The sequence below is a fragment of the Sphingomonas sp. ASV193 genome (genome assembly GCF_040203355.1).
Taxonomy (GTDB): domain Bacteria; phylum Pseudomonadota; class Alphaproteobacteria; order Sphingomonadales; family Sphingomonadaceae; genus Sphingomicrobium.
Genome location: NZ_JBEHBW010000002.1, coordinates 332,316 through 355,090 on the forward strand (window position 1 = coordinate 332,316; position 22,775 = coordinate 355,090).

The following is a 22,775-nucleotide window of genomic DNA, read 5'->3' on the forward strand; positions in this document are numbered from 1 at the left end:
CCTTAGGCGTCGAGGGGCCGCGCCGCGCGGCCCTTCGTCCACACGTAGAGGAAGGCGACCGCCGCCGCGAACAAGGCGATCGCCAGCGGCATCGCCCATGGCGTGTCGCCGACCAGCGCGAGGACGTTGGCGCTGTCCTTCGACCCGGCCTTGTCGGCGGCGTAGACGACAATCGCATAGGCGACCCCCATCAGGCTTTCGCCGACGATGAGGCCGGTCGCCATCAGCACGCCCATCCGCTCGGCGAACGCCGGGTTGGGGGCGCGTTCGGCCCAGCGGTTGTAGAACCAGCCGAGCAGCGCGCCGAGCGATACGAACAGGGTCAGCTCCATCGGTAGGTAGATGCCCATGCCGACCGCGAGCGGGGGCAGGCTGTACTTGCCCCCCGACGCGCGCTTCAGCACCTCGTCGACGACGACGATCACCGCGCCGATGATCGCCCCGTTGCGGAGCAGCGACCAGTCGAGGCTGCCGCCGAGGATGCCGGTGGTGATCGAGCTGATCAGCGCCGCCTGCGGCGCGTTGAGCGCGTCCTTGCCCGCGCCTGGCACCCCGACGAAGCCGAGCGTCGAATTGAGCACGTTTAGCACCGGCGGGATGATCAGCGCGCCGAACACGACGCCGATCACCAGCGCGACCTGCTGCCGCCATGGAGTCGCCCCGACCAGCTGCCCGGTCTTAAGGTCCTGGAGGTTGTCGTTGGCGATCGTCGCAACCCCGAAGATGATCGCGGTGACCAGCAGCGCGAAGGCGACGAGGCTCTTCGACGCGTCGGGTCCAAGCCCGCTGGCGACGGTCAGCAGGATCAGCGAAATGCCGACCGCCGTGAGGATTCCGACCCCGCTGACCGGGCTGTTCGACGCGCCGATCAGCCCCGCCATGTAGCCGGTGATCGAGGCGATGATCAGCCCGGCGACGATGATGTAGGCAAGCGACATGGCGACCAACGCCCCGGCGTGGCTGGCGAGCGCGCCTTTCCCCGCGAAGTCCCATAGCAGCAGCCCGATAGGCAGCATCGAGGCGAGGATCGCGCCGCCGACGATGGTGATCGGCAGGTCGCGCTCGGTCAGGTCGAGCTGCTCGCCCGCGCCGCGCGCGCGGTTGGCGGCGATCGCCTGGGTGATCCCGCGAACGATCGGGCCGATCACCTTGGCGAGCGTCCACACCGCCGCGATCAGCATCGTTCCCGCGCCGATGAAGCGCACCTTGCTCCGGAAGACGTCGCTGATGATCGGGTCGATCTCGGCCCCGGTCGGGATGCCGGCGATCGCGGTGTAGTGCGGCACCAGCCAGGTCCAGCTGATCAGCACGCCGACAAACATCGCGATGCCGACCGCCATGCCGACGAGGTGGCCGACCCCGATCAGCGCGAGCGACAGGCTGGCGGTTAGGTGGCTCGCCCCAGCGCCGACGCGGAACGACTTGGTCGCGGTATCGACAATGATCTTGGTCTTGGTCAGGGTGAAATAGGCCGCCGAGACGATCGAGGCCCAGACGATCGCGACCAGCCCGCGCCGGTTTTCCTCGGCCCCGCCGACCCCCGCACCGACCTTGAGCACCTCGGCCGCCGCCAGCCCCTCGGGATAGGGAAGGTCGCTCCCGGTCACCAGCGCGCGGCGCAGCGGCACCGAATACATCACGCCCAATATGCCGCCGAGCCCGATCACCAGCACGCTCAGCCAGTAGGGAAAGTCGGTCCAGTAGCCGATCATGATCAGCCCCGGCAGGACGAAGATGATCGCGCTCAGCGTCCCCGCCGCCGAGGCGATGGTCTGGACGATGTTGTTTTCCTGGATGGTGGAATCGGCGAAGAACTTCAGCACCGCCATCGAGATCACCGCCGCCGGGATCGAGGTCGCGAAGGTCAGCCCGAGCTTGAGTCCGAGATAGACGTTGGCGGCGGTGAACAGGAAGGTCAGCAGCGCGCCGAGGACGATGCCACGGATGGTCAGCTCGGCGACTCCCGCCCCCGCCGGGCGCACTTGTTCAACGTCGGTCGCCATCGTCACATTCTCCAGATCTCGAAACGCCGCCGAACCAAGCAGGCGGGGAGTGCAAGGACAAGCCTTTAGTCGAAGCCGCGCTGGAGGAAGGCCATTGCGAAGGCGCAGTGCAGCGCGACCCCACGCGGAAGCACCGCGTCGTCGACCAGCATCGCCGGGTTGTGCAGCGGCGCGCGCTTGAGCGGATCGCCGTCGGGCGGGGCGACCCCGAGAAAGCCCATCGCCCCCGGCACCTTCTGCAGGACATAGGCGAAGTCTTCGCCTCCCATGCTCGGCGCGGGCGCCTCGACATAGCTCGCTCCGGCGATTTGCCGCACCAGCGCGACGGCGCGCGGATCGTTCATCGTCGGCGGATAGCCGTCCTCGAACCACACCTCGGCCTCGGCCCCGTGGGCGAGCGCGACATGGGTCGCGACCCGCTCGATCCCCGCCCGCCCCCGCGCGCGCCCCTCGGGCGACAACGCGCGGAAGGTGCCGTGCAGCTTCACCGAATCGGGCAGGACGTTGTGGGTTTCGCCGGCATGGATCGAGCTGATCGAGATGACGATCGGATCGGTCGTCACCGGTGCCTTGCGCGACGCCTCGGACTGGAGCGCGAGAACGATCTCGGCGGCGACCGGCACCGGGTCGATCGCGTCGTGCGGCATCGCCGCGTGCCCGCCCTTGCCGTCGACCCGGATATGGACCTGGTCGGTCGAGGCGAGCATCGCCCCGGCGCGGCACGCCAGCACCCCGCCGGGCAGGTTGGGCCAGATGTGGATCGCGAACGCCGCGCCCGGCAGCGGGTCGTCGATCAACCCCTCGGCGATCATCTCGCGCGCGCCGTGATGGCCTTCCTCGCCCGGCTGGAACATGAACAGGATCCGACCGGCGAAGCGGTCGCGCTGGCGGCACAGCACCCGCGCCGCGCCCGCCAGCATCGCCGAATGGCTGTCGTGCCCGCAGGCGTGCATTGCCCCCTCGATCTCGGACGCGAAATCGAGCCCGGTCGCCTCGCGGATCGGCAGCGCGTCCATGTCGCCGCGAAGCAGCACGGTGCGCGAAGGATCGCCCGCGCCGGTCCCCTCGAGCAGCGCGACGAAGCCGCTGGTCCGAACACTGTCGCGAATCGTCAGCGGCAGGTTGGCGAGCGCCGCCTTGAGCTTGTCGCGGGTCCGGGGGCAGTCGAGCCCCAACTCGGGCTCGCGGTGGATCGCGTGACGAAGCGCGACGGTCGCGCCGGCCTCCTCGTCCGCGGCGGCGGCCCATTCGTCGGCGAGCGCATCGAGGCTGGTCATTTCAGCAGCACAGTTCGACATTGGCGGGCACCGGCGAGCTGTGCCGCCGGATCACCTGCCATTCGCCGCCGTCCTCGCGCACCCACACATCGGTCAGCAGCACTCGCTCGTCGATCAGCTGGCCGAGGTAGCGGACCTTCCAGTGCGCATCGATCGAGGCGATGATCGTGTGCTCGGTCGCGACCGAGTCCATCACCCGCACCTCGAGGCTGGCGAGGTCCATCCGCTGGAGCGCGGCCATCCATTGTTCGAGGTCGACCGCGACGCTTCCGGTCGAGCGGATCCCGACCAGCTTGAACTGCGGGTGGATCAGCGCGCGAAGCGTCGCCTCGTCCTTGGCGAACAGCGCGTCGCGCCACCGCGCCTCGAGCGCGCGGACGTCGTTAGGCCTAGCGACCACGGCTCATCCAGCTCAACCGACTCTCCTCACGCGCCAGGCCCCGACGAGGGAGCCTAGGCGCATGAGTTAGGTCAACGCAACCGCGTCAGTTGGCGATAGACACCCCGACATAGACCTCGGGGGTCTTGCCGGCCTTGACCAGCAGCAGCACCGCCTTGCGCCCGGCCTTGCGGGCATTGGCGACCGCCGCGGCGACCTGCGCCGGCGCGCTCACCGGCTGGTTGTCGACCGACACGATGACGTAGCCGCGCTTCAGCCCCTTGTCGTAGGCGTCGCTGTTCGGGTCGACTGCCGTCACGACCACGCCGCGAGTCCCCGCCGGGACGCCGATCGCCTGCGCGATCTGCGGGTTGATCGCCTGGAGCGACAGGCCGAGCGCGCTCGACGGGGACACCGGCGCTTCCTGCTGCATCGGGATCGAATCGTCGGCCCCGCCGCCGAGCTGCTTGGCGAGCACGTCCTCGCTCGGCCGCTGCGCGACGGTGACGTTGACCCGCATCCGCCGGCCCTGCCGGATGATGTCGAGCGGGGTTGTGGTTCCGACCGGGGTGTTGGCGACGAGGTAGCTGACCGTCTCGTCGGGGGTGACGGTGCGCCCGCCGACCGCGACGATGACGTCGCCCTGCTGCAGCCCGGCGCGCGCCGCGGCGCCGCCCGGCATGACCGAGCGCACCAGCTCGCCATTGTCCTTCGAAATGCCGAGCGAGGCGGCGATCGTCTCGTCGAGCTCCTGCAGCCCGACGCCGAGATAGCCGCGCTGCGGCGCCTGCCCGCGGCGAAGCGAGTCGATCACCGGCTTGGCGAGCTCGGCCGGGATGGCGAGGCCGATGCCGACGCTCGCCCCGGTCGGCGAGATCAGCGCCGAGTTGATGCCGATGACGTTGCCCGCCATGTCGAACATCGGGCCGCCCGAATTGCCCATGTTGATGCTGGCGTCGGTCTGGATGTAGCGGTCGTAGGCGCCGAGCCCGGTGATGCCGCGATGGATCGCCGAGATGATGCCGGCGGTGACCGTCCCGCCCAGCCCGTAGGGATTGCCGATCGCGATCACCCAGTCGCCGACCCGCGCCCGGGTGCTGTCGCCCCAGTTGACGTAGGGCAGATTGCGCCCTTCGATCTTGAGCAGCGCGAGGTCCGACGCCTGGTCGCGACCGACGATCCGCGCCGGATATTCCTTGCGGTCGGTGGTGATGACGGTGACGCTGTCGACCGTCCCGGTGCCGCTCTCGCCCTGGATGAGGTGGTTGTTGGTGACGACATAGCCGTCGGGCGAGATGATGAACCCCGAACCCAGCGACCCGGTCTCGCGGGTGCGCGGCGCGGCGCTGCCCGGGCTCGACCCGCTGCCGTCGTCACCGCCGCCCGAACCGTCCTGCCCGCCGAAGCGGCGGAGGAATTCCGAGAAGGGATCGGCCTGCTGCTTCACCGCGATCCGCTGCTTGGTCGAGATGTTGACCACCGCCGGCTGGAGCCGCGCGGCGAGGTCGGCGAAGCTGGCGGGGCCACCGGCGCGCGGCGACAGCCCGGTGGTCGCGTTCTGCGCAACCTGCGCCCCCGCCTGACCGGTCACGACGGAAAAAGCGGTCCCGCCCAACAAAAGGGCTGCGGCGACGGTATAGGCATATCGCACCGGTCGGAACTCCTTGTTTGAACTCATGTCGACATCGATCCTTACATGATCTGGGCGTTGGGGACGCCGAGGCTAGCCTGCCCTGTTGAACGCAAATTGAACGGTGCGTCTCCCTATCGTCCAGTGAATTCCTTCAGATAGTCGCTTTGCGGCGACAGGATGATGGTCGTCGGCGCGACCTTGTTCTGGTCGTCCCCGACGAAGGTCGTCCGGTACGACTGCATCGCCCGGTAGAAGTCGTAGAATTCGGGGTCCTTGCCGAAGCTGGCGGCGTAGATCTTCGACGCGTCGGCGTCGGCCTGCGCCTGGATGATCTGCGCCTGCTTCATCCCCTCGGCGCGGATCAGCTGCGCTTCCTGGAGGCGCGCGGTGCGCATCTGGTCGAGCGCCGACTGGAGCGGCGCGCCGTCGGGCAGGTCGGCCTTCTTGATGCGAACGTCGATGATCTCGACGCCATATTGGCGCGCGGTACGGTCGAGCCCCTCGCGGATGCCCTCCATCACCCCTTCGCGCTCGGGGCTGAGCAGCGAGGCGAACGGGCGCTTGCCGAGCTCGTTGCGGAGCGCCGAGCTCAGGATCGGCTTTAGCGCCTCGCCGACCTGGTCCTGGCTTCGGGCGACGGTGTACATCCGCTGCGGATCGACCACGCGATAGTTGGCGAAGGCGTCGACCTCGAGCCGCCGCTGGTCGGTCGAAACGACCTGCTGCTGCTGCATCTCGACCGCGTGGATCCGCTTGTCGACCCAGACATAATCCTCGGCGAACGGCAGCTTGGCCGTCAGCCCCGCGCCCCCGGCCCCGAACGGCGCGCCGGGGGTGTAGCGGTTGATGACGCGCACCGGCTTGCCGAAGCGCAGGACGAGCCCCTGCTGGGTCTCTGGAACGATCCGGACCGAGCTGAACGCGGCGATCAGCAGGATGAAGGCGATCACCAGCGTCGCGATCGGATGGCGGCGGACAAAGCTCATTGCCCGCCTCCCTCGACCGTGCGGCGGATCGGCGGCAGCGGCTGGTAGCTGTTGACCCCCGGCGCCTCGATGATCGTCTTGTCGTTCTTGCGCAGCACCTGTTCCATCGTCTCGTAATACATGCGCCGCTTGGTCACGCCGGGGGCAGCCTTGTACTGCTCGTAGACCTTGTCGAACGCGGTCGCCTCGCCCTGCGCCTTCTGGAGCACCTGGTTCGCGTAGCCGGTCGCGCCGTTCTTGTACGACTGGGCCTCCTGCTGCGCGGCGGTGACCGCCTTGAACGCGTCGTTGACCTGGTCGGGCGGGTCGGCCTGGCTAAGCGAGACGCCGAGCACCTGGATCCCCGACTTGTAGCTGTCGAGCGTGCGCTGCATCTCGTCGCGCACCCGCGCCTCGATGTCCGGGCGCTGCGGCCCCATCGCGCCCTTCAGCGTCGCATTGGCGACGACCGCGCGCATCGCGCTTTCGGCGACCTGCTTGATCGTTTCCTGCGGGTCCGACAGCTCGAACAGATATTGCTCGGGGTTCTTGATGTTCCAGCGGACGAGGAAGGCGATGTCGATCAGGCTCTGGTCGCCGGTCAGCATCAGGTCCTGGCTGCCCGAACTGCCGAGCTCGGTCGTCCGGGTCTGGCTGACGTTGACCTTGCGCACGCTCTCGATCGGCCACGGCAGGGTCAGCGACACGCCCGGCGGAAGCGTCCGGTTGTAGCGGCCGAGCTGCATCACCACGCCCTCGTCGCTCGCGCCGATGCTGTGCGTGGTCGACAGCAGCAGCCACAGCGTCGCGAACGCCACCAGCCCCCAGCCGATCAGCGATCGGTCGGGCCGTCCGCGGAAGCCGCCGAAGCCCCCGCCTCCGCCGCCGCCACCGCCGACGCCGCGGGTCCGCGCCTTCAGCCATTCGTCGAACGCATTGCCGCCCGGCTGGCCCGGTTGCGGCCCTGCCCACGGGCTTGCCGGCTTTTCGGGCTTGGGCGGATCGCCCGACCCGCTGCCGCTTCCCCACGGGCCCTTGGAATCGGCGAACAAGATGCGCCCCGCGCGCTGAAATAATGTCATGCACGCCATCATAGGAACTGTTCGCGCGAAAAACAGTGGCGCCGGTCGAAAAGCCGCTTAAGCGCTCGCTGATGTCCGACCCGCTCGCCTCGCTCGACGACCCGCGCCTCCGCTCGAAACGCCTCGCCGACGGGATCGCGACACTGGTCGTCGATTCGACCGGGCTCGGCAAAAGCGAGCGGATCGCGCTTTACGACGCGATCGAGGCGCGCGCCCGCGCGCTTCCCGGCGTCACCGACGTGCGGATCGCGATGACTGCCGCAAAGCCGCAGCGAACGGTGATCGCGGTCGGATCGGGCAAGGGCGGGGTCGGCAAGTCGACCCTCACCGCCAACCTTGCCGTCGCGCTCGCCAAGATGGGGCGCCGGGTCGGGCTGATCGACGCCGACATCTACGGCCCGTCGCAACCGACGCTGCTCGCCGCCCCCGACCGCCCGCGCGCCGAAAAGGAGAAGCTGTTCGCCGCCGACACGCGCTTCGGCGTCAAGCTGCTGTCGGTCGGCCAGCTGGTCCCCCCGGGGCAGGCGCTGGCGTGGCGCGGGCCGATGGCGGCGGGCGCGCTCGGCCAGCTGATCGACGGCGAGTGGGGCGATTGCGACCTGCTGCTGGTCGACCTTCCGCCGGGCACCGGCGACGTCCAGCTGTCACTGCTGCAGAAGGCGCGGCCCGACGGCGCGGTGATCGTCTCGACGCCGCAGGATCTCGCGCTGATCGACGCGGCGCGCGCGATCGACCTGTTCGGCAAGGCGGCGGTGCCGATCCTCGGGCTCGTCGAGAATATGGCGGGCTACACCTGCCCGCATTGCGGCGAGGCCAGCGACCCGTTCGGCTCGGGCGGGGCCGAGGCCAGCGCCGCGCGGCTCGGAATCGAATTCCTCGGGCGCCTGCCGCTGTCGGCGAGCCTGCGCGAAGCGTCGGACGCGGGCCGCCCGCCCGCCGCCGGCGACGGCCCCGCCGCCGAGGCCTTCGCGTCGATCGCGCGTCGCCTGCTGGAAACGCTCCCCGCCTGACGCGTTGGGGCGGCTAGGAGACAATCGTGCCGCTGACCCGTGACGAGGACATCGCCGACCTGCTGCGAAGCGCCCGGACCATCGCGATGGTCGGCGCGAGCGACAATCCGCGCCGCGCCGCCTTCGGAGTGATGCGCTTCCTTCAGGAGCAGGGCTATCGCGTGATCCCGGTCAATCCACGCATCACCGGCGAGCATGTCCACGGCGAATATGTGTGGCGCGAGCTGTCGCAGATCGGCGAGCCGATCGACATCGTCGATTGCTTCGTCCGTTCGGAGCTGGTCGGCGACATCGTCGACCAGGCGATCGCGACCCGGGCGAAGGCGGTGTGGATGCAGCTCGGCGTGATCGACGAGGCCGCCGCCGCGCGCGCCGAGGCGGCGGGGCTCAAGGTCGTGATGGACCGCTGCCCGCACATCGAGATCCCCCGGCTCGGGCTTAAGCCGGTCGGCGAAAAGGCCTAGAAGAAACCCTTCGCCTTGCCGAGCAGCCCGCCGATCCCGCCCTCGGAATCGAGCAGCGAGGCGAATTTGCCGAGCGAGCCCTCGCCGCCGATGTGACCGACGATTTCCTGCAGCTTGTCGGTCGGCAGCCCGGTGTCGGCGGCGGCGGTTTCGACCGTGTCGCCTTCCTGCGCGTGCGCCTGTCCGAGCGCGGCGACCGCCTGCTCGACCTGTTCGGGCGACAGCCCGACCTTCGAAACGAGGTTCTGGACCGTGGCATTGCCGCCGGCCTGACCGAGGATATCGTCAAATAGGCTCATCGCGTCTCTCCTGACTCAAGCGAGGTCGCGCACTTTAGCCGATCCGCGCGATCAGGCGACCGTCATTTCGGGGACGAGGATGGTCGGCGCGTCGATTCCTCGGCGAATGACGAGGTCGCTCGCGGGCTCGAGGCCGGCGAACATGTCGAAGAGGTTCGAGGCGATGGTGAGGCCGCTGACCGCGCCGACGATCTCGCCCCGTTCGACGAGCAACCCAGACGCCCCGCGCGAATAGTCGCCGGTGACCCCGTTGACCCCCTGCCCGATCAGCTCGGTGACGAGGATCGCGCGGTCGAGCCCGGCAATCATGTCTTCGCGTGAGCGCGGACCCGCGGCCATGAACAGGTTCGACGGTCCCGCCGAAGGGCCGCCGCCGCTGCCGCGGATCGCGCTGCCGGTTGGCTGGATGCCAAGCTGGCGCGCCGCGGCGCTGTCGGCGAACCAGCCGGTGAGCACCCCGTCCTCGATCAGGGCCCGGCGGGCGACGGGCAGCCCCTCGCCGTCGAATGCCCGGCTGCGCAGCCCGCGCGGGCGGAGCGGGTCGTCGACCACGGTGACGCCCGCGGCGAAGATCCGCTCGCCGAGCCGGTCCTGGAGGAAACTCGACTTGCGCGCGACGCTGGCGCCGTTGATCGCGGCGGCGAGATGGCCGAGCAGGCTGGTCGCGACGCGCGGGTCGAACAACACCGCCATCCGCCCCTGCCCGACGGCGCGCGGGTTGAGCCGCGCCACCGCCCGCTCGCCCGCGCGGCGCCCGATCGCCTCGGGCGGCTCGAGATCGGCGAGGTGGCGCGCCGAATGCCAGCCATAGTCGCGCTGCATCCCCGCCCCCTCGCCCGCGACGACGCTGGCCGAGCAGCTGTAACCCGTTGCGCGGGTCGCCCCGGCGAAGCCGTCGCTGGTGGCGATGGCGAAGGTCGAGGCCGAGGCCGATGCGCTCCCCCCGCTCGAATTGGTGACGCCGTCGACCGCCCGCGCCGCCGCCTCGACCGCCAGCGCGCGCTCGCGCAGGCTCGCCATGTCGGGATCGCCGCGATCGTCGAGGTCGAGCTCGGCCGGCTCGCCGGTGAACAGCAGGTCGCGCGGGGCGAGCCCGGCATAGGGGTCTTCGGGCGCCTCGCGCGCCATCGCGATCGCGCGCTCGGCGAGCGTGTCGAGGTCGGCGAGGTTGGACGCGCCGACCAGCGCGTTGCGGCGGCCGACGAACACGCGCAGCCCCATCTCCTCGCCCTCGCTGCGCTGGACGTCCTCGAGCGCGCCGAGACGGACCCCGACCCCGCTCGATCGCTCGCCGACATAGGCCGCGTCGGCGGCGTCGGCGCCGAGCTTCAGCGCCTTGTCGACAAGGGCGGCGGCGGCATCGCGGGCGGCGGCGGGATCGAGCATCGGCGGGGCCTAGGGCCTTACGGCGCGACCGACAAGCCGACCGTCAGGAAGCCGAGCAGCAGCAACAGTCCGGTGAAACGGTTCGACCGGAACAGGCGCAGGCCGAGCGCACCGTCGTCGGAATCGGCTCGCGCCGCCTGCCACGTGAGATGCGCCGCCGCCGGAAGCAGCGCGGCGAGCGCCAGCGGCTCAGGGAACACCGACCAGATCGCCGCGCCCCAGCCGAACAGCGCGACCGCGTAGCAGGCCGCCACCCCGCGCCGCACATGGCGTCCCAGCGCCCGGGCGCTCGATCGCACCCCGACCAGCGCATCGTCCTCGATGTCCTGCACCGCGTAGAGCGTGTCGTAGCCGATCACCCACGGGATCGACCCCAGCCACAGCAGCAGCGCGGGCAAGGCGAAGTGGCCGGTCACCGCCGGCCAGCCGACCAGCGCGCCCCAGCTGAACACCAGCCCCAGCCACGCCTGCGGCCACCAGGTGATGCGCTTCATGAACGGATAGGCGGCGACCGGGGCAAGGCTCAGCAGCGACACGATCTGCGCAGCGCGTGGGAGCTGGAGCAGGACGAGCAGCCCGACCAGCGAGAGCGCCACCAGCAGCCCCCACGCCGCCCGCTTCGTCACCCGCCCCGACGCGAGCGGGCGAAGCCGGGTCCGTTCGACCTGCCGGTCGAGGTCGCGGTCGACGATGTCATTGTAGACGCACCCCGCCGAGCGCATCGCGAAGGCGCCGAGCCCGAGCCACGCGAACAGCGCCCACGTCCCGCCGACCCCAGCCAGCGCGACGCTCCACGCGCACGGCCAGTAGAGCAGCCAGCTCCCGATCGGCCGGTCGATCCGCATCAGCGAGGCGAACGGTCGGACGAACGCCGGAAGCGCGCCGATCAGCCCGCGCCGTTCGCTGTCGGGGACGAGGAGGTCGTTTTCGCTCACCCCGACCGCCTAGCGGCTAAGCGATGCACCCGCTAGGCTGGCCGCCATGCTTCCACTGCTTGTCCTTGCTGCCCAGTCCAGCGTGCTGTTCGTCGGCAACAGCTTCACCTTCGGCGCGCTGTCGCCGGTCATGACCTATCGCGCGCACAGCGTCACCGACCTCAACGGCGAGGGGATCGGCGGCGTCCCCGCGCTGGTCAAGCGCTTCGCCGACGAGAGCGGGCTCAAGTGGCAGGTGTCGCTCGAAACCTCGCCGGGCAAGTCGCTCGGCTGGCATCTCGACAACAAGAAGGCGCTGCTCGACCGGCGCTGGGACAAGGTCGTGCTCCAGCAATATTCGACGTTGAGCGAGGAGCGGCCCGGCGATCCCGCCTCGACCATCGTCGCGGCCGAAAGCTTCGCCGGTCTGATGCGCGCGCGCAACCCGGCGGTCACGCTCAGCCTGACCGCGACCTGGTCGCGCCCTGACCTCACCGTTCCCGCGGGCAAGCCGTGGTCGGGCCAGTCGATCAGCACGATGCAGGCGACGGTTGAGCAGGGGGACCGGCTCGCCGCGCGGATCGCGCAGATCCCGACCGTCAACCGGGTCGGCGCGGCGTTCGACTGCGCGATCCGTCGCGGGCTGGCCGACGCCAATCCCTACGACGGGATCGAGCGCGGCAAGATAGACCTGTGGGCGAGCGATCATTATCACGCCTCAACCGAGGGCTATTATCTCGAAGCGCTGGTGGTGTTCGCGGGGCTTAGCGGGCGCGACCCGCGGCGGCTCGGCGCGCGCGAGGCGGCGGCGCGCGACCTCGGCATCGCGCCGACGCTCGCGGCGAGCCTCCAGCGGATCGCGTCGGACACCGTGCGGGGCCGCTGCGGCTGATGGTCGCCACCCCCGCCTGGCCGCCGCGAAGCCTGCCGCGGCTGTTCGTCGAGGCGGCGCTTAGCGAGGGCGCGGCGGTGAGCGTCGAGGGTTCGGGCGCCAACTATCTCGCCAACGTCCTGCGGCTTAAGGCCGGCGACGCGCTGTTGCTGTTCAACGGACGCGACGGCGAATGGCTTGCCCGAATCGTCGAGCCCGGGCGCAAGCGGGTCACGCTGACGATCGCGCAGGCCACCCGCGAGCAAGAGACGGTCCCCGACCTGTGGCTCGCCTTCGCGCCGATCAAGAAGGGCCGGGTCGACTGGCTGGTCGAAAAGGCGGTCGAGCTCGGGGTGGCGCGGCTGCTGCCGGTGATCACCGAGCGGACCATCGTTCGCGACCTCAACCTCGAACGGATGCGAAGCCACATCGTCGAGGCGGCCGAGCAATGCGGCCGAACCGCGCTGGCGACGATCGAGGCGCCGGCGAGGTTCGGCGACTGGCTCGCCGCCCGCCCCGCCGGCCGGACCCTCTATTTCGCCGACGAAACCGGCGGGCCGCCGTTCGGCGAAGCCATCCGGCCCGGCCCGGCGACGATTCTCGTCGGTCCCGAAGGCGGCTTCACTCCCGACGAGGCCGCACGGGTCCGCGCCGCGCCGGGCGCCGTGCCAGTCTCGCTCGGCCCGCGCATCCTGCGCGCCGAAACCGCCGCGCTGGCGGCGGTGACGGCATGGATGGCGACAGCGGGCGACTGGTAATCGTTTCGATCCGCCACCAGATTGTCATTGACCGCTTTCTTCCGGCGGCTAGGGGCTGACACATCATGACGACCCGCACCGACCTGTCGGAAAGCCCCCCGATCGAGAGCCGCGCCGACCTCATCTCGGTGTTCGAAAAGGGCGAGAAGCCGCGCGCCGACTGGCGGATCGGGACCGAGCACGAGAAGTTCGTCTATCGCCTCGCCGACCACCGCGCCCCGTCGTGGGACGAGCCCGGCGGGATCCGCGACCTGCTCGTCGGGCTGACCGAGTTCGGCTGGCAGCCGGTCGAGGAGGGCGGCAAGATCATCGCGCTGACCGGCCCCGACGGGACGATCAGCCTCGAGCCCGCGGGCCAGCTCGAGCTCAGCGGCGCGCCGCTTCGCGACCTCCACGAAAGCTGCGCCGAGAGCGGGCGCCATCTCGAGCAGGTCAAGGCGGTCGGCGACCGGCTCGGGCTCGGCTTCCTCGGGCTCGGCATGTGGCCCGACAAGCGGCGCGAAGACCTGCCGCTGATGCCGAAGGGGCGTTACCAGATCATGCTTCGCCACATGCCGCGCGTTGGCAATCTCGGCCTCGACATGATGCTGCGCACCTGCACCATCCAGACCAACCTCGATTATTTGAGCGAGGCGGATATGGTGAAGAAATTCCGGGTCGCGCTGGCGCTGCAGCCGGTCGCCACCGCGCTGTTCGCCAATTCGCCGTTCACCGAAGGCCAGCCCAACGGCTTCCTGTCGTTCCGCAGCCATATCTGGGAAGACACCGACCCGCACCGCACCGGCATGCTGCCGTTCGTGTTCGAGGACGGGTTCGGTTACGAACGCTATTGCGACTATGCGCTCGACGTGCCGATGTATTTCGTCTTCCGCGACGGCAAATATATCGACGCGGCAGGGCACAGCTTCCGCGATTTCCTCGAGGGCAAGCTCGCGGTGCTTCCGGGCGAGAAGCCGACGCTGGCCGACTTCACCGATCACCTGTCGACCGCCTTCCCCGAGGTGCGGCTGAAGAGCTTCCTCGAGATGCGTGGTGCCGACGGCGGGCGATGGGGGAGGATATGCGCGCTCCCCGCGCTGTGGGTCGGGCTGCTCTATTCGGACAAGGCGATGGACGCGGCGTGGGAAGTGGTGAAGCACTGGTCGATCGACGAGCGCGAGACGCTTCGCCACGCGGTGCCCGAACTGGCGCTCAAGGCGCCGGTGCCGGGCGGCGGGACGGTGCGCGAGCTGGCCGAGCGGGTGATCGAGATCGCCGCGATGGGACTGACGGAGCGCGCCGAACTCAACGCCGCTGGCGATAACGAGGGGGGTTTCCTCGACCCGCTGCGCGAGGTGGTGGCGAGCTGGCAGACCTTCGCCGAGAAGATGCTCGCCAAATATCGCGGCGAATGGGGCGGCGACGTCGCTCATGTCTACAACGACTATAGTTTCTGACCGGGGGGACAGAATGACCGACCGCCGAACGCTTTATCCGCCGATCGAGCCGCGCGAGAGCGGCATGCTCGACGTCGGTGACGGACATGCGCTGTTCTGGGAGCTATCCGGCAATCCCGACGGCAAGCCAGTGGTCTTCCTCCACGGCGGCCCCGGCGGCGGCGCGAGCCCGGCGCATCGCCGCCAGTTCAACCCCGACAAGTATAACATCCTCGTCTTCGACCAGCGCGGCTGCGGGCGCTCGACGCCCTACGCCAGCCTCGAGAACAACACGACCTGGCACCTCGTCGCCGACCTCGAGCAGCTTCGCGAGCGGGTGATGAAGGTCGAGAAGTGGCAGGTGTTCGGCGGAAGCTGGGGCTCGACGCTGGCGCTCGCTTATGCCGAGACGCATCCCGAGCGAGTGACCGAGCTGGTGCTTCGCGGCATCTTCCTGTTCGAGCAATATGAGCTCGACTGGATGTATGTGGAAGGCGGGGCTTCGCAAATCTACCCCGACAAGTTCGCCGAGTTCCTCGCCCCGATCCCCGAGGCCGAGCGCGGCGACATGGTCGAAGCCTATCGCAAGCGGCTGACCGGCGACGACGAGGCGGCCAAGATCGAGGCGGCCAAGGCATGGAGCAAGTGGGAGGGCGACATCGTCACCCTGCTGCCGAGCCCCGGCACGATCGACCATATCACCGATCCCAAGGTCGCGGTCGCGGTGGCGCGGATCGAGAACCATTACATGGCGAACATGGGCTGGTTCGAACCGGGCCAGCTGCTGCGCGACGCGCATAAGCTTCGGGGCATTCCCGGCGTCATCGTCCAGGGCCGCCACGACAGCTGCACGCCTCCCGCGGCGGCGTGGAAGCTGAAGCAGGCGTGGCCCGAGGTCGACCTTCAGATCGTTCCCGACGGCGGGCATCTGTTCAGCGAGCCGGGGATCACCGACGGCCTCGTCCGCGCGACCGACCGCTTCGCCGGCCTCTAGGGCCTATTCGCCCGGGCGGTAGGTTCGCTCGGTGTGGCCGGCGAGCTGGTCGGGATAGAAATAGACGTCGCGCAGGTTCCCGTCGACGTAGCGCCGCGCCTCGTCGGTGAAGTGGGGCGATTTGGGATCGCCGCTCTCGCCGCCCGCGGTCACCGCCCGCGCGCGGACCCGCGGCCCGAACTCGACCACCGCGACGAAGCTGTTGCCATTGTCGCCATACCAGCGCTTCGTCCCGTCGCGCGGGCGCGCGCCGAACGAGGCGAGGCTCCCCCACCGGTTCGAGGTGAAGCCGACCGGCAGGCTCGGCGCGGAGTCGCTGTAGGGCGGGTCGATCGCGCCGCTGAGCCGCTGGTAGCGGTTGACCTCGCCCCACGGCACCTGCCAGCGGCCGAAATCGCGCTCGATCCGGTCGAGCGCCGCGGCGAACGCGTCGAGCTTGGCCGCGTCGCTCAGCCGCTCGATGTGACGGAAGGCATTGTCATGGTCGGCCGAGTCGCGCGCCAGCACCGCCTTGTACAATTCGTCGCCCCAGTAATTCGCCAGCGTGTTGGGGACCGACGAGACCGACCAGCGCTTGTCCCAATTGGCCATCGCCTGCACCGGCGCCGCGAAGCGCGCGCGGCGCGGGTCGCCGGCGGGAAGCCGCGCCCACGCCTGCTGGAGCATCGGCACGAGCGTCTCGAACGCGGGCTGGTCGCGGTCGTAGGCCGCTTTCTGCAGCCGGTCGAGCGACCACGGCCCCGGCTGGCTCAGCAGCCGGGTGTAATGGACCGTCCGGTAGTTGCGCCCGGCCGTATCGAGATAAGGCGGAAACCGCTTGGGGTCGGGCGAAAAGGGCCCCGCGACCGACCAGGGCGAATCGTTGCTGTTGGCGATCCAGCCGTTGGCTGGCGAAATGACGTTGGGTAGCCGCGACACCGGCAGCAATGCGCCCCAGTCGGTCGCCACATCGTCGCCGTCGACCGCTTTCGTATAATCGAACCGGTCGTCGCGCGCAGGCACGAACTGCGGCGCGAGAAACGCGATCTCGCCCTTGTTATCGGCGAACACCGTGTTGTTGGAGCTGTTCGCCTTCAACTGCGAGACCGCGACGAACTGGTCGAGATCGGTCGCCTTGGTCCGCCCGAACGATTGCTGCAGCGCCTCGACCGGGCGGTCCATCATCGCGAAGGCGATCCACTTGCCGCCCTCGCTTCGCACCACCGGCCCGCGCCGGGTCATCCAGCCGGTGAAGCGGCGGGTCGCGAGCGTGCCGTTCGCCTGACGCACCTTGATCGCGATCGGTCGCGCGACGATCGGCTGCCACTTGCCGCCGAAGCGATATTGCCAGCCCGCCCCCATACGCCGCACCGGGTAGGCGAACTCGTCGACATTATCGACGCCGCTCGAGGTGTGCATCCACCCGGCGTGGGCGTTGAACCCCTGATAGATGAAGAATTGCCCCCAGGTCGCCGCGCCATAGACGTCGAGACCCTCGTCGCTCGTCACCTGCTGTTCGGAGCGAAAGTAGAAGCTGGTGTGCGGGTTGATCAGCAGCAGCGCGTGACCGTCGCCGGTCCGCCCCGGCGCGATCGCGATCCCGTTCGATCCGCGCGGTTCGAGGTCGGGGTTCAGCATCGCGACCTTCGGCCCAATGTTACCACCAATCGTCTTGCCGCCGTAGAAGGCGGCGAGCTTGTCGAGGTCGATCCGCTCGATATCGCCGCCGATCGACCCCTCGGTGAAGCTCAGCGCCATCCACGGCTCGAACCGCTTGAGCACGCGCGGTTTCACCGCGGGGTGGGTCGCCAGATAATAGTTCAGCCCGTCGGCCCACGCGTCCATCAACCGCCGCATCGCCTGCGGGCTCTTCCAGTAATCGGCCTTCAGTTCGGGCTCGCTGACGTAGAAGCGCGCACGAAGGTCCTGCCACACCGCCTTCGGACCATCGGCCTCGGCGGTGCGGCCAAGGCTGGTGAGGTAGTTGGCCTCGATCCGCGCGAAATCATCCTCGGCCTGGGCGTAGATCATGCCGAACACCGCGTCGGCGTCGGTGTGGCCGCGCACATGGGCGATGCCCCAGTCGTCGCGGGTAATCGTCACCCGCGCGGCGGTCGCCTTCCAGTCGGCTGGGCCGTGGACCGGGATCGGCGGATCGGCGGCGGCGATTAGCGAAAAGGCGAGCGGCGCGAGAAGGACGTTACGCATCGGGCAAGAATTGCGCGGCTTCTCCCCATCCCGCAAGCGCCTTCGACGCGGCGCGCTCCAGCAGCGCCCCGGCATCGCGGATCGTAAACGCGTTGGCGCCCTTGTAATCGTCGATCTCGTCCCACGCGATCGGCGCCGCGACCGGCGCGCCGTCGCGGGCGCGCGCGCTGTAGGGCATCACCGCGGTCGCGCCTCGCTGGTTGCGCAGCCAGTCGAGGAAGATCCGCCCCTTGCGCTGCGCCTTGCGGATATTGGCGGTGAACAGCTCGGGCTCGCTTTCCGCGACCGCTCGCGAGAAGCGTTCGGCGAACGACTTGACCGCCGGCCAGTCGGCCTTTGGCGTCAGCGGGGCGATGACGTGTACCCCCTTGCCCCCCGACAATAAAGGAAAGGTCACCAGCCCTATGTCGGCGAGCAAGTCTCGCAGCCGCACCGCCGCCTGCTTGACCGTCGCCCAGTCGAGCCCGGCGTCGGGGTCGAGGTCGAACACCAGCCGGTCGGGCTGTTCGAGCGGCTTCACCCGGCTGCCCCAGCCGTGGAACTCGATCGTCCCCATCTGCACGCACTCGAGCAGCCCCTTGACGTCGTCGACGTACAGATAGTCGGCCTTGTCGCCGTCGTTCTCGGCGATCGTCACCTGGTGGACGTCGGCCCCCATCGAGCCGCTGTCGTGCTTCTGGAAGAAGCAATGCTTGCCGCGTCCCTGCGGGCAACGGATCAGCGTCATTGGCCGGTCGCGCATAGTGACGAGAAGCTCGTCGCCGAGCGCGGCGTAATAGTCGGCCAGTTCGCCCTTGGTGAGATTGTCGCCGGGGAAGATGACGCGGTCGCGGTTGGTGATCTTCACGAAATCGTCGGACGCAACCGGCTGCGGGCGTTCGCGAACGACCTCGGTCGCCGTCTTGTCGCCGCGCAGCCCGACGAAGCTCGGGTGGCGAAGCGTGCCCTCGCGGGTGAACTCGGTGAAGGCGATCTCGGCGACCAGCTTCGGCTTGATCCAGTGCGACCCCTTGCGGGCGGCGCGCGGCACCTCGACCCCCGGCTCGGCGACTTCGAGCGGTGACATCGTCGCCAGCAATTCGTCGCGAAGCGCGGTGTCGAAGCCGGTGCCGACCTTACCCGCATAGGTCAGCGCCTTGCCCTCGCGCGCGGCGAGGTGAAGCGAACGGAAGCCGTTGCGCCTGTCGCTCGCCTGCCAGCCGACGATCACGAACTCCTGCCGCGCGACGCACTTGATCTTGAGCCAGTTGCGGCCCCGGTCGCCGCGGTATGGCGCGTCGGCCTTCTTGGCGATGACCCCCTCGCCGCCCTCCTTGCAGATCGCCTTGAGCAACGCCTCGCCCTTGTCTTCGACATGGTCGCCGTAGAGGATCGGCCCGGCCACGCCCTCCAGCAACGCAGCGAGACGCGCCTTGCGTTCGAAGTTGGGCAGCTTGCGGATGTCCTCGCCGCGATCGACCAGCAGGTCGAAGGCGTAATAGGCGAGCTCGCCGCCGCCGTCCTTGAGGCTGGCCTGCAACTTGCCGAAGTCGGGCTTGCCATTGTCGCCGAGCGCGACCGCCTCGCCGTCGATCAGGCATCCGCCCGGCAGCTCGCCCGCTGCCTTGACGATGCCGCGAAACTTGTCGGTCCAGTCCTTGCCGTTGCGGGTCCACGCGGTCGCGGTCCCGCCGCCGGTCGCGAGCAGCAGCCGGTAGCCGTCATACTTATATTCGAACAGCCAGCCTGGCCCGGTCGGCACCGCGTCGACCAGCGTCGCCAGCTGCGGCGGCTGGTATTTGGGCGGCTCGACGCTCGCCGCCTTCTTGCGCGCGCCGCCCTTCTTGGTCCGCCACTCGTCGGTCCCGGCGGCGATCTCGGCCATCGTCCGCCCGGTCTCGACGCTGGTGACGTCGCGTTCGACCAGCGTGTCGCTATCCCCCGCGAACTCGTCGTCGACCTTCTTGAGCATCCACGGTTCCTGGCGTTCTCCGTCCTTGCCCTTCAGCCGGAACATCACCCAGTCCCCGCGCATACGCTCGCCTTCGAGCCGGAAGTGGAGATGACCCTCCTCGATCGTCTTGGCCGGGTCCTTGCCCGGCTCGGGCGTCCAGGTGCCGCGGTCCCACAGCATCACCGTCCCGCCGCCGTATTCGCCCTCGGGGATGGTCCCTTCGAAGCTTGCATAGTCGAGCGGATGATCCTCGGTCCGCACCGCGAGGCGCTTGTCGTCGGGATCGAGCGAGGGGCCCTTGGGGACCGCCCAGCTTTTCAGCACTCCGTCCATCTCGAGCCGGAAGTCCCAGTGGAGCCGGCTCGCGTCATGCTTCTGGACGACGAAGCTGTTGCCCTTTCGCCGGGCCTTGCGCCCCTTGGGCTCGGCGGTTTTCTTGAAGTCGCGCTTCTCGTTGTAGGTGTCGATGTCGAGCTTGCGCGCCATCGCTCAAGCCCGCTTCTTCGCCGGGGCAGCTGCCTTTTTCGGCGGCGCCTTTTTCGCGGGCGCCTTTTTGGCCTTCGACGTCTCGGTCGCCTTACGAGCGGGGGCATCGCTGCCGAGGCTCTTCTTGAGCGCGGCCATCAGGTCGACGACGTTGCTCCCCTTGGGCGGCTCGTCCGACGAACGGTCCTGGATGACGCGCTTGCCCTTCTTCTTGATCTTTTCCTCGATCAGCCCTTTCAGCGCGTCGATGTAGCGGTTCTTGAACTCTGCGGCATCGAAGTCGCTGCTCTTCTTCTCGATCAGGCTCTCGGCCATGTCGAGCAGGTCGGCGTCGGGCTTGGCATCGCCGATGTCGCGGAAATAGCTCGACGCCTTGTTGACCTCGTCGGCGTAGCGCAGCGTTTCGAGTACCATCCCGCGCCCGCACGCCTTCAGGCTCACCACATATTCCTGCCCGCGCATCGCGAGCTGCCCCACCCCGACCTTGCCGGTCTTCTTCAGCGCCTCGCGAACGACGATGAACGCTTCCTCGGCGAGGTCGTCGGCGGGGACGACGAAATAGGGCTTGTCGTAATAGATGGGGTCGATGTCCTTCAGGTCGACGAACTGGGTCAGCTCGAGCGTCTTGCGGCTCTCCAGCTTGACCTTTTCGATCTCCTCGGGATCGAGCAGGACGTATTCGCCCTTCTCGACCTCATAGCCCTTGAGGATGTCGTCGCGGTCGACCGGGCCGATGCCGGGGACGACCTTTTCATATTTGACCCGCTGGCCCGACGGTTCGTGGACCTGGTGGAACGCAATCGACTTTCCCGCCTTGGTCGCCGGGTAGATCTCGACCGGGATCGAGACGAGCGCCAGGCGGATCTGGCCGCGCCAGGTCGGACGAGCGGGCATATGGCGGACTCCACGATTGATTCGGTCCCGATTCAATCGACGGCGCCCAAAGTCGTTCCGACACCCCGTCGTTGCGCTTGACCGTGCGCGGGGGGCTCTGGCAAAGCCCGGCCTCGCCCCGGGCGGGTGTAGCTCAATGGTAGAGCAGAAGCCTTCCAAGCTTACGACGAGGGTTCGATTCCCTTCACCCGCTCCAAGCCTTTAAGCGAACTGCCGGGGGCAGTTCGCGACTTGGAGCGCGTCACGGCCTGCCGTGGCGGCGTAGCGCACGAGGCGCAGCCGTAGGGGCGAAAAGTTGTCGGCCAACGCCGAACTCATCTGACCACCGCCATTGAACGACCGGCCGTGGGGGCGCTCGGCCGGTCGTTCCTGGCCCGTCGCCGTCAGGCGGCGGGCGCAGCGTTGCCCGGCGGGGGCGGGGGCGGCGTCATGGCCTGGCCGGCGGGGCCAGCGCCCGGCGGCGGCGGCGGCGCGCCCGGTCCACCGCGCCGACCGGCGCCCGGCGGCGGCGGGGGCGGCGCCATCCCGCGACCGGCGGGCCCCGCCATCCCGGGCGGCGGCGGCGGCGGCGGACCGCCCGCGGCGCAGCGCGGATCGCCGGGCCGGCCGGGACCACCGGGTCCGCCCGGCCCGCCGTGCGGGCGACCGCGCGGACCGCGCGGCGGCGGGCCGACCTGCGCGACCTGGCCCGAGGCATTGACCAGATAGTCGGCCTTGAGCTGGCCGTTGTCGTAGCGGCCCTGGACGAGCAGCGGCGCGCCGAGCTGGGCATATTGTTCGCCGTCGCGGCCGGCGTCGACCATCGCCTTGCCCGACCCGTCCTGGACGACGAAGCGGTCGCCATAGACCTCGGCCACCTTGCCCTTGACGGTGACGATCCCGCTCGACTGAGGAAGCTTGGCGGCGGCGGTCACCACGGTCGGGGCCATGCTGACGCTCGGGCGGGTCATCGACACCGCCCCCGCCCCGCCCGCGGCCCCGAGCGCGAGCAGCGTCGCCCCGCCGAGCGCGATCCGCTGGCGAACGCCGAGCGAGGGAAATTTTCGAATATTCATCGCGATACTCCTTGGTTGGTGCCGCGATTCCTATCCGGCGCCGGCCGACGCGCGCTGAACCAAGCGGTTCAGATTGGGTTTAAGCCAGCGACCTAGGAGGCCGACGATGCGTGTCCTGCTCGCCGAAGACGACCGCGACCTCGGCCCGACCATCGCACGGGCGCTGCGCGACCAGAGCTTCGCCGTCGACCTCGCCAGCGACGGGATCGACGCCGCGCATCTTGGCGAGACCGAGGCCTACGACGTCGCGGTGGTCGACCTCGGGCTGCCCGGAAAGGACGGCGTGTCGGTGATCGCCGAGTGGCGCAAGGCGGGACGCTCGCTCCCGGTCCTCGTCCTCACCGCGCGCGAAGCGTGGCCCGACAAGGTCGCCGGGTTCAAGGCCGGGGCCGACGACTATCTGGTCAAGCCGTTCCGGCTTGAGGAACTGGTGATGCGGCTGCGCGCGCTGGTGCGCCGGTCGGCGGGTCATGCGCAGACCCGGCTCGAATGCGGCCGGCTGGCGTTCGACAGCCAGGTCGGCCAGTTCGAGCTCGACGGGCTGCCGCTCCGGCTGACCGCGTTCGAATGGCGGGTGCTGTCGCAGCTTATGCTTCGCAAGGAGGCGGTGATCGAGCGGCTCGACCTGCTCGAGCGCGTCTACGAAGGCGACGCCGACGTCGATTCGAACAGCCTCGAGGTGATCATCGGCCGGCTTCGCCGCAAGATCGGCAGCGAGATGATCGAGACCGTTCGCGGGCGCGGGTACCGGCTGACGTGCGGCGGTTGAT

Annotated in this window: 20 protein-coding genes and 1 tRNA gene; 8 read left to right on the top strand and 13 right to left on the bottom strand. The window is 69.3% G+C overall.

Going from position 1 to position 22,775, the window contains the following annotated elements; all coding sequences use genetic code 11:
- Window positions 1–2: 2 nt before the first annotated feature.
- The 6 genes from ABDK56_RS05615 to hflK form a co-directional block, all read right to left on the bottom strand.
- Window positions 3–2,003, bottom strand: a complete 2,001-nt coding sequence (locus ABDK56_RS05615; RefSeq protein ID WP_349807161.1) for an OPT family oligopeptide transporter — start codon at window positions 2,001–2,003, stop codon at window positions 3–5.
- Between the two features lie 65 nt (window positions 2,004–2,068).
- On the bottom strand, window positions 2,069–3,280 hold the full coding sequence (locus tag ABDK56_RS05620; RefSeq protein WP_349807162.1) for a M20 metallopeptidase family protein: 1,212 nt from the start codon (window positions 3,278–3,280) through the stop codon (window positions 2,069–2,071).
- A gap of 1 nt (window position 3,281) precedes the next feature.
- Complete coding sequence (locus tag ABDK56_RS05625) at window positions 3,282–3,680, bottom strand: nuclear transport factor 2 family protein (protein ID WP_349807163.1); 399 nt, start codon at window positions 3,678–3,680, stop codon at window positions 3,282–3,284.
- 85 nt (window positions 3,681–3,765) lie between these two features.
- Window positions 3,766–5,337 carry a trypsin-like peptidase domain-containing protein gene (locus ABDK56_RS05630; RefSeq protein WP_349807164.1) on the bottom strand — a complete coding sequence of 524 codons (1,572 nt, stop codon included), beginning with the start codon at window positions 5,335–5,337 and terminating at the stop codon, window positions 3,766–3,768.
- Between the two features lie 86 nt (window positions 5,338–5,423).
- A complete protein-coding gene (gene hflC / locus ABDK56_RS05635; RefSeq protein WP_349807165.1) occupies window positions 5,424–6,278 on the bottom strand; it encodes a protease modulator HflC in 855 nt (284 codons plus the stop codon).
- Window positions 6,275–7,339, bottom strand: coding sequence for an FtsH protease activity modulator HflK (hflK, locus tag ABDK56_RS05640; RefSeq protein ID WP_349807166.1), 1,065 nt, complete (start codon window positions 7,337–7,339; stop codon window positions 6,275–6,277). The genes hflC and hflK overlap by 4 nt, the downstream gene beginning before the upstream one ends.
- 71 nt (window positions 7,340–7,410) lie before the next feature.
- On the opposite strand from hflK, the gene ABDK56_RS05645 reads away from it, so the two are divergent.
- On the top strand, window positions 7,411–8,349 hold the full coding sequence (locus tag ABDK56_RS05645) for an Mrp/NBP35 family ATP-binding protein (protein WP_349807167.1): 939 nt from the start codon (window positions 7,411–7,413) through the stop codon (window positions 8,347–8,349).
- Between the two features lie 26 nt (window positions 8,350–8,375).
- Window positions 8,376–8,813 (top strand): CoA-binding protein, encoded by a 438-nt coding sequence (locus ABDK56_RS05650; protein ID WP_349807168.1) that lies wholly within the window; start codon window positions 8,376–8,378, stop codon window positions 8,811–8,813.
- On the opposite strand, the gene ABDK56_RS05655 is transcribed toward ABDK56_RS05650, so the two are convergent.
- From ABDK56_RS05655 to ubiA, 3 genes are read right to left on the bottom strand one after another with little or no spacing between them, the layout of a single operon-like run.
- A complete protein-coding gene (locus ABDK56_RS05655; RefSeq protein ID WP_349807169.1) occupies window positions 8,810–9,112 on the bottom strand; it encodes a hypothetical protein in 303 nt (100 codons plus the stop codon). The two genes, ABDK56_RS05650 and ABDK56_RS05655, sit on opposite strands and share 4 nt — an antisense overlap.
- A gap of 51 nt (window positions 9,113–9,163) precedes the next feature.
- Window positions 9,164–10,498: a TldD/PmbA family protein gene (locus ABDK56_RS05660; RefSeq protein ID WP_349807170.1), complete on the bottom strand. Its 1,335-nt coding sequence runs from the start codon at window positions 10,496–10,498 to the stop codon at window positions 9,164–9,166.
- A gap of 17 nt (window positions 10,499–10,515) precedes the next feature.
- The gene (ubiA, locus tag ABDK56_RS05665; protein ID WP_349807171.1) at window positions 10,516–11,433 is read right to left on the bottom strand and encodes a 4-hydroxybenzoate octaprenyltransferase; all 918 of its coding nucleotides are present in this window, start codon (window positions 11,431–11,433) and stop codon (window positions 10,516–10,518) included.
- A gap of 46 nt (window positions 11,434–11,479) precedes the next feature.
- On the opposite strand from ubiA, the gene ABDK56_RS05670 reads away from it, so the two are divergent.
- From ABDK56_RS05670 to pip, 4 genes are all read left to right on the top strand, one after another.
- Complete coding sequence (locus ABDK56_RS05670) at window positions 11,480–12,304, top strand: PEP-CTERM sorting domain-containing protein (protein ID WP_349807172.1); 825 nt, start codon at window positions 11,480–11,482, stop codon at window positions 12,302–12,304.
- A complete protein-coding gene (locus ABDK56_RS05675; protein ID WP_349807173.1) occupies window positions 12,304–13,041 on the top strand; it encodes a 16S rRNA (uracil(1498)-N(3))-methyltransferase in 738 nt (245 codons plus the stop codon). The genes ABDK56_RS05670 and ABDK56_RS05675 overlap by 1 nt, the downstream gene beginning before the upstream one ends.
- 65 nt (window positions 13,042–13,106) lie before the next feature.
- Window positions 13,107–14,477, top strand: coding sequence for a glutamate--cysteine ligase (locus ABDK56_RS05680; RefSeq protein WP_349807174.1), 1,371 nt, complete (start codon window positions 13,107–13,109; stop codon window positions 14,475–14,477).
- A 13-nt stretch (window positions 14,478–14,490) separates the two neighbouring features.
- On the top strand, window positions 14,491–15,450 hold the full coding sequence (gene pip / locus ABDK56_RS05685) for a prolyl aminopeptidase (protein ID WP_349807175.1): 960 nt from the start codon (window positions 14,491–14,493) through the stop codon (window positions 15,448–15,450).
- 3 nt (window positions 15,451–15,453) lie between these two features.
- Here the strand turns inward: pip and ABDK56_RS05690 are convergent, their stop codons facing one another.
- The 3 genes from ABDK56_RS05690 to ku are packed head-to-tail and all read right to left on the bottom strand — an operon-like array spanning window position 15,454 to window position 20,950.
- Window positions 15,454–17,637 carry a penicillin acylase family protein gene (locus ABDK56_RS05690; RefSeq protein ID WP_349807176.1) on the bottom strand — a complete coding sequence of 728 codons (2,184 nt, stop codon included), beginning with the start codon at window positions 17,635–17,637 and terminating at the stop codon, window positions 15,454–15,456.
- Complete coding sequence (ligD, locus tag ABDK56_RS05695; protein WP_349807178.1) at window positions 17,630–20,056, bottom strand: DNA ligase D; 2,427 nt, start codon at window positions 20,054–20,056, stop codon at window positions 17,630–17,632. Before ligD ends, ABDK56_RS05690 begins: the two co-directional genes overlap by 8 nt.
- Window positions 20,057–20,059: 3 nt before the next feature.
- Complete coding sequence (gene ku / locus ABDK56_RS05700; protein WP_349807179.1) at window positions 20,060–20,950, bottom strand: non-homologous end joining protein Ku; 891 nt, start codon at window positions 20,948–20,950, stop codon at window positions 20,060–20,062.
- 122 nt (window positions 20,951–21,072) lie between these two features.
- Here ku and ABDK56_RS05705 point away from each other — a divergent pair.
- Window positions 21,073–21,146, top strand: a tRNA-Gly gene (locus tag ABDK56_RS05705).
- Between the two features lie 187 nt (window positions 21,147–21,333).
- On the opposite strand, the gene ABDK56_RS05710 is transcribed toward ABDK56_RS05705, so the two are convergent.
- A complete protein-coding gene (locus ABDK56_RS05710; protein WP_349807180.1) occupies window positions 21,334–22,005 on the bottom strand; it encodes a hypothetical protein in 672 nt (223 codons plus the stop codon).
- A gap of 106 nt (window positions 22,006–22,111) precedes the next feature.
- Between ABDK56_RS05710 and ABDK56_RS05715 the strand changes: the two genes are divergently transcribed.
- Window positions 22,112–22,774 (top strand): response regulator, encoded by a 663-nt coding sequence (locus ABDK56_RS05715; protein ID WP_349807181.1) that lies wholly within the window; start codon window positions 22,112–22,114, stop codon window positions 22,772–22,774.
- Window position 22,775: the final 1 nt, after the last annotated feature.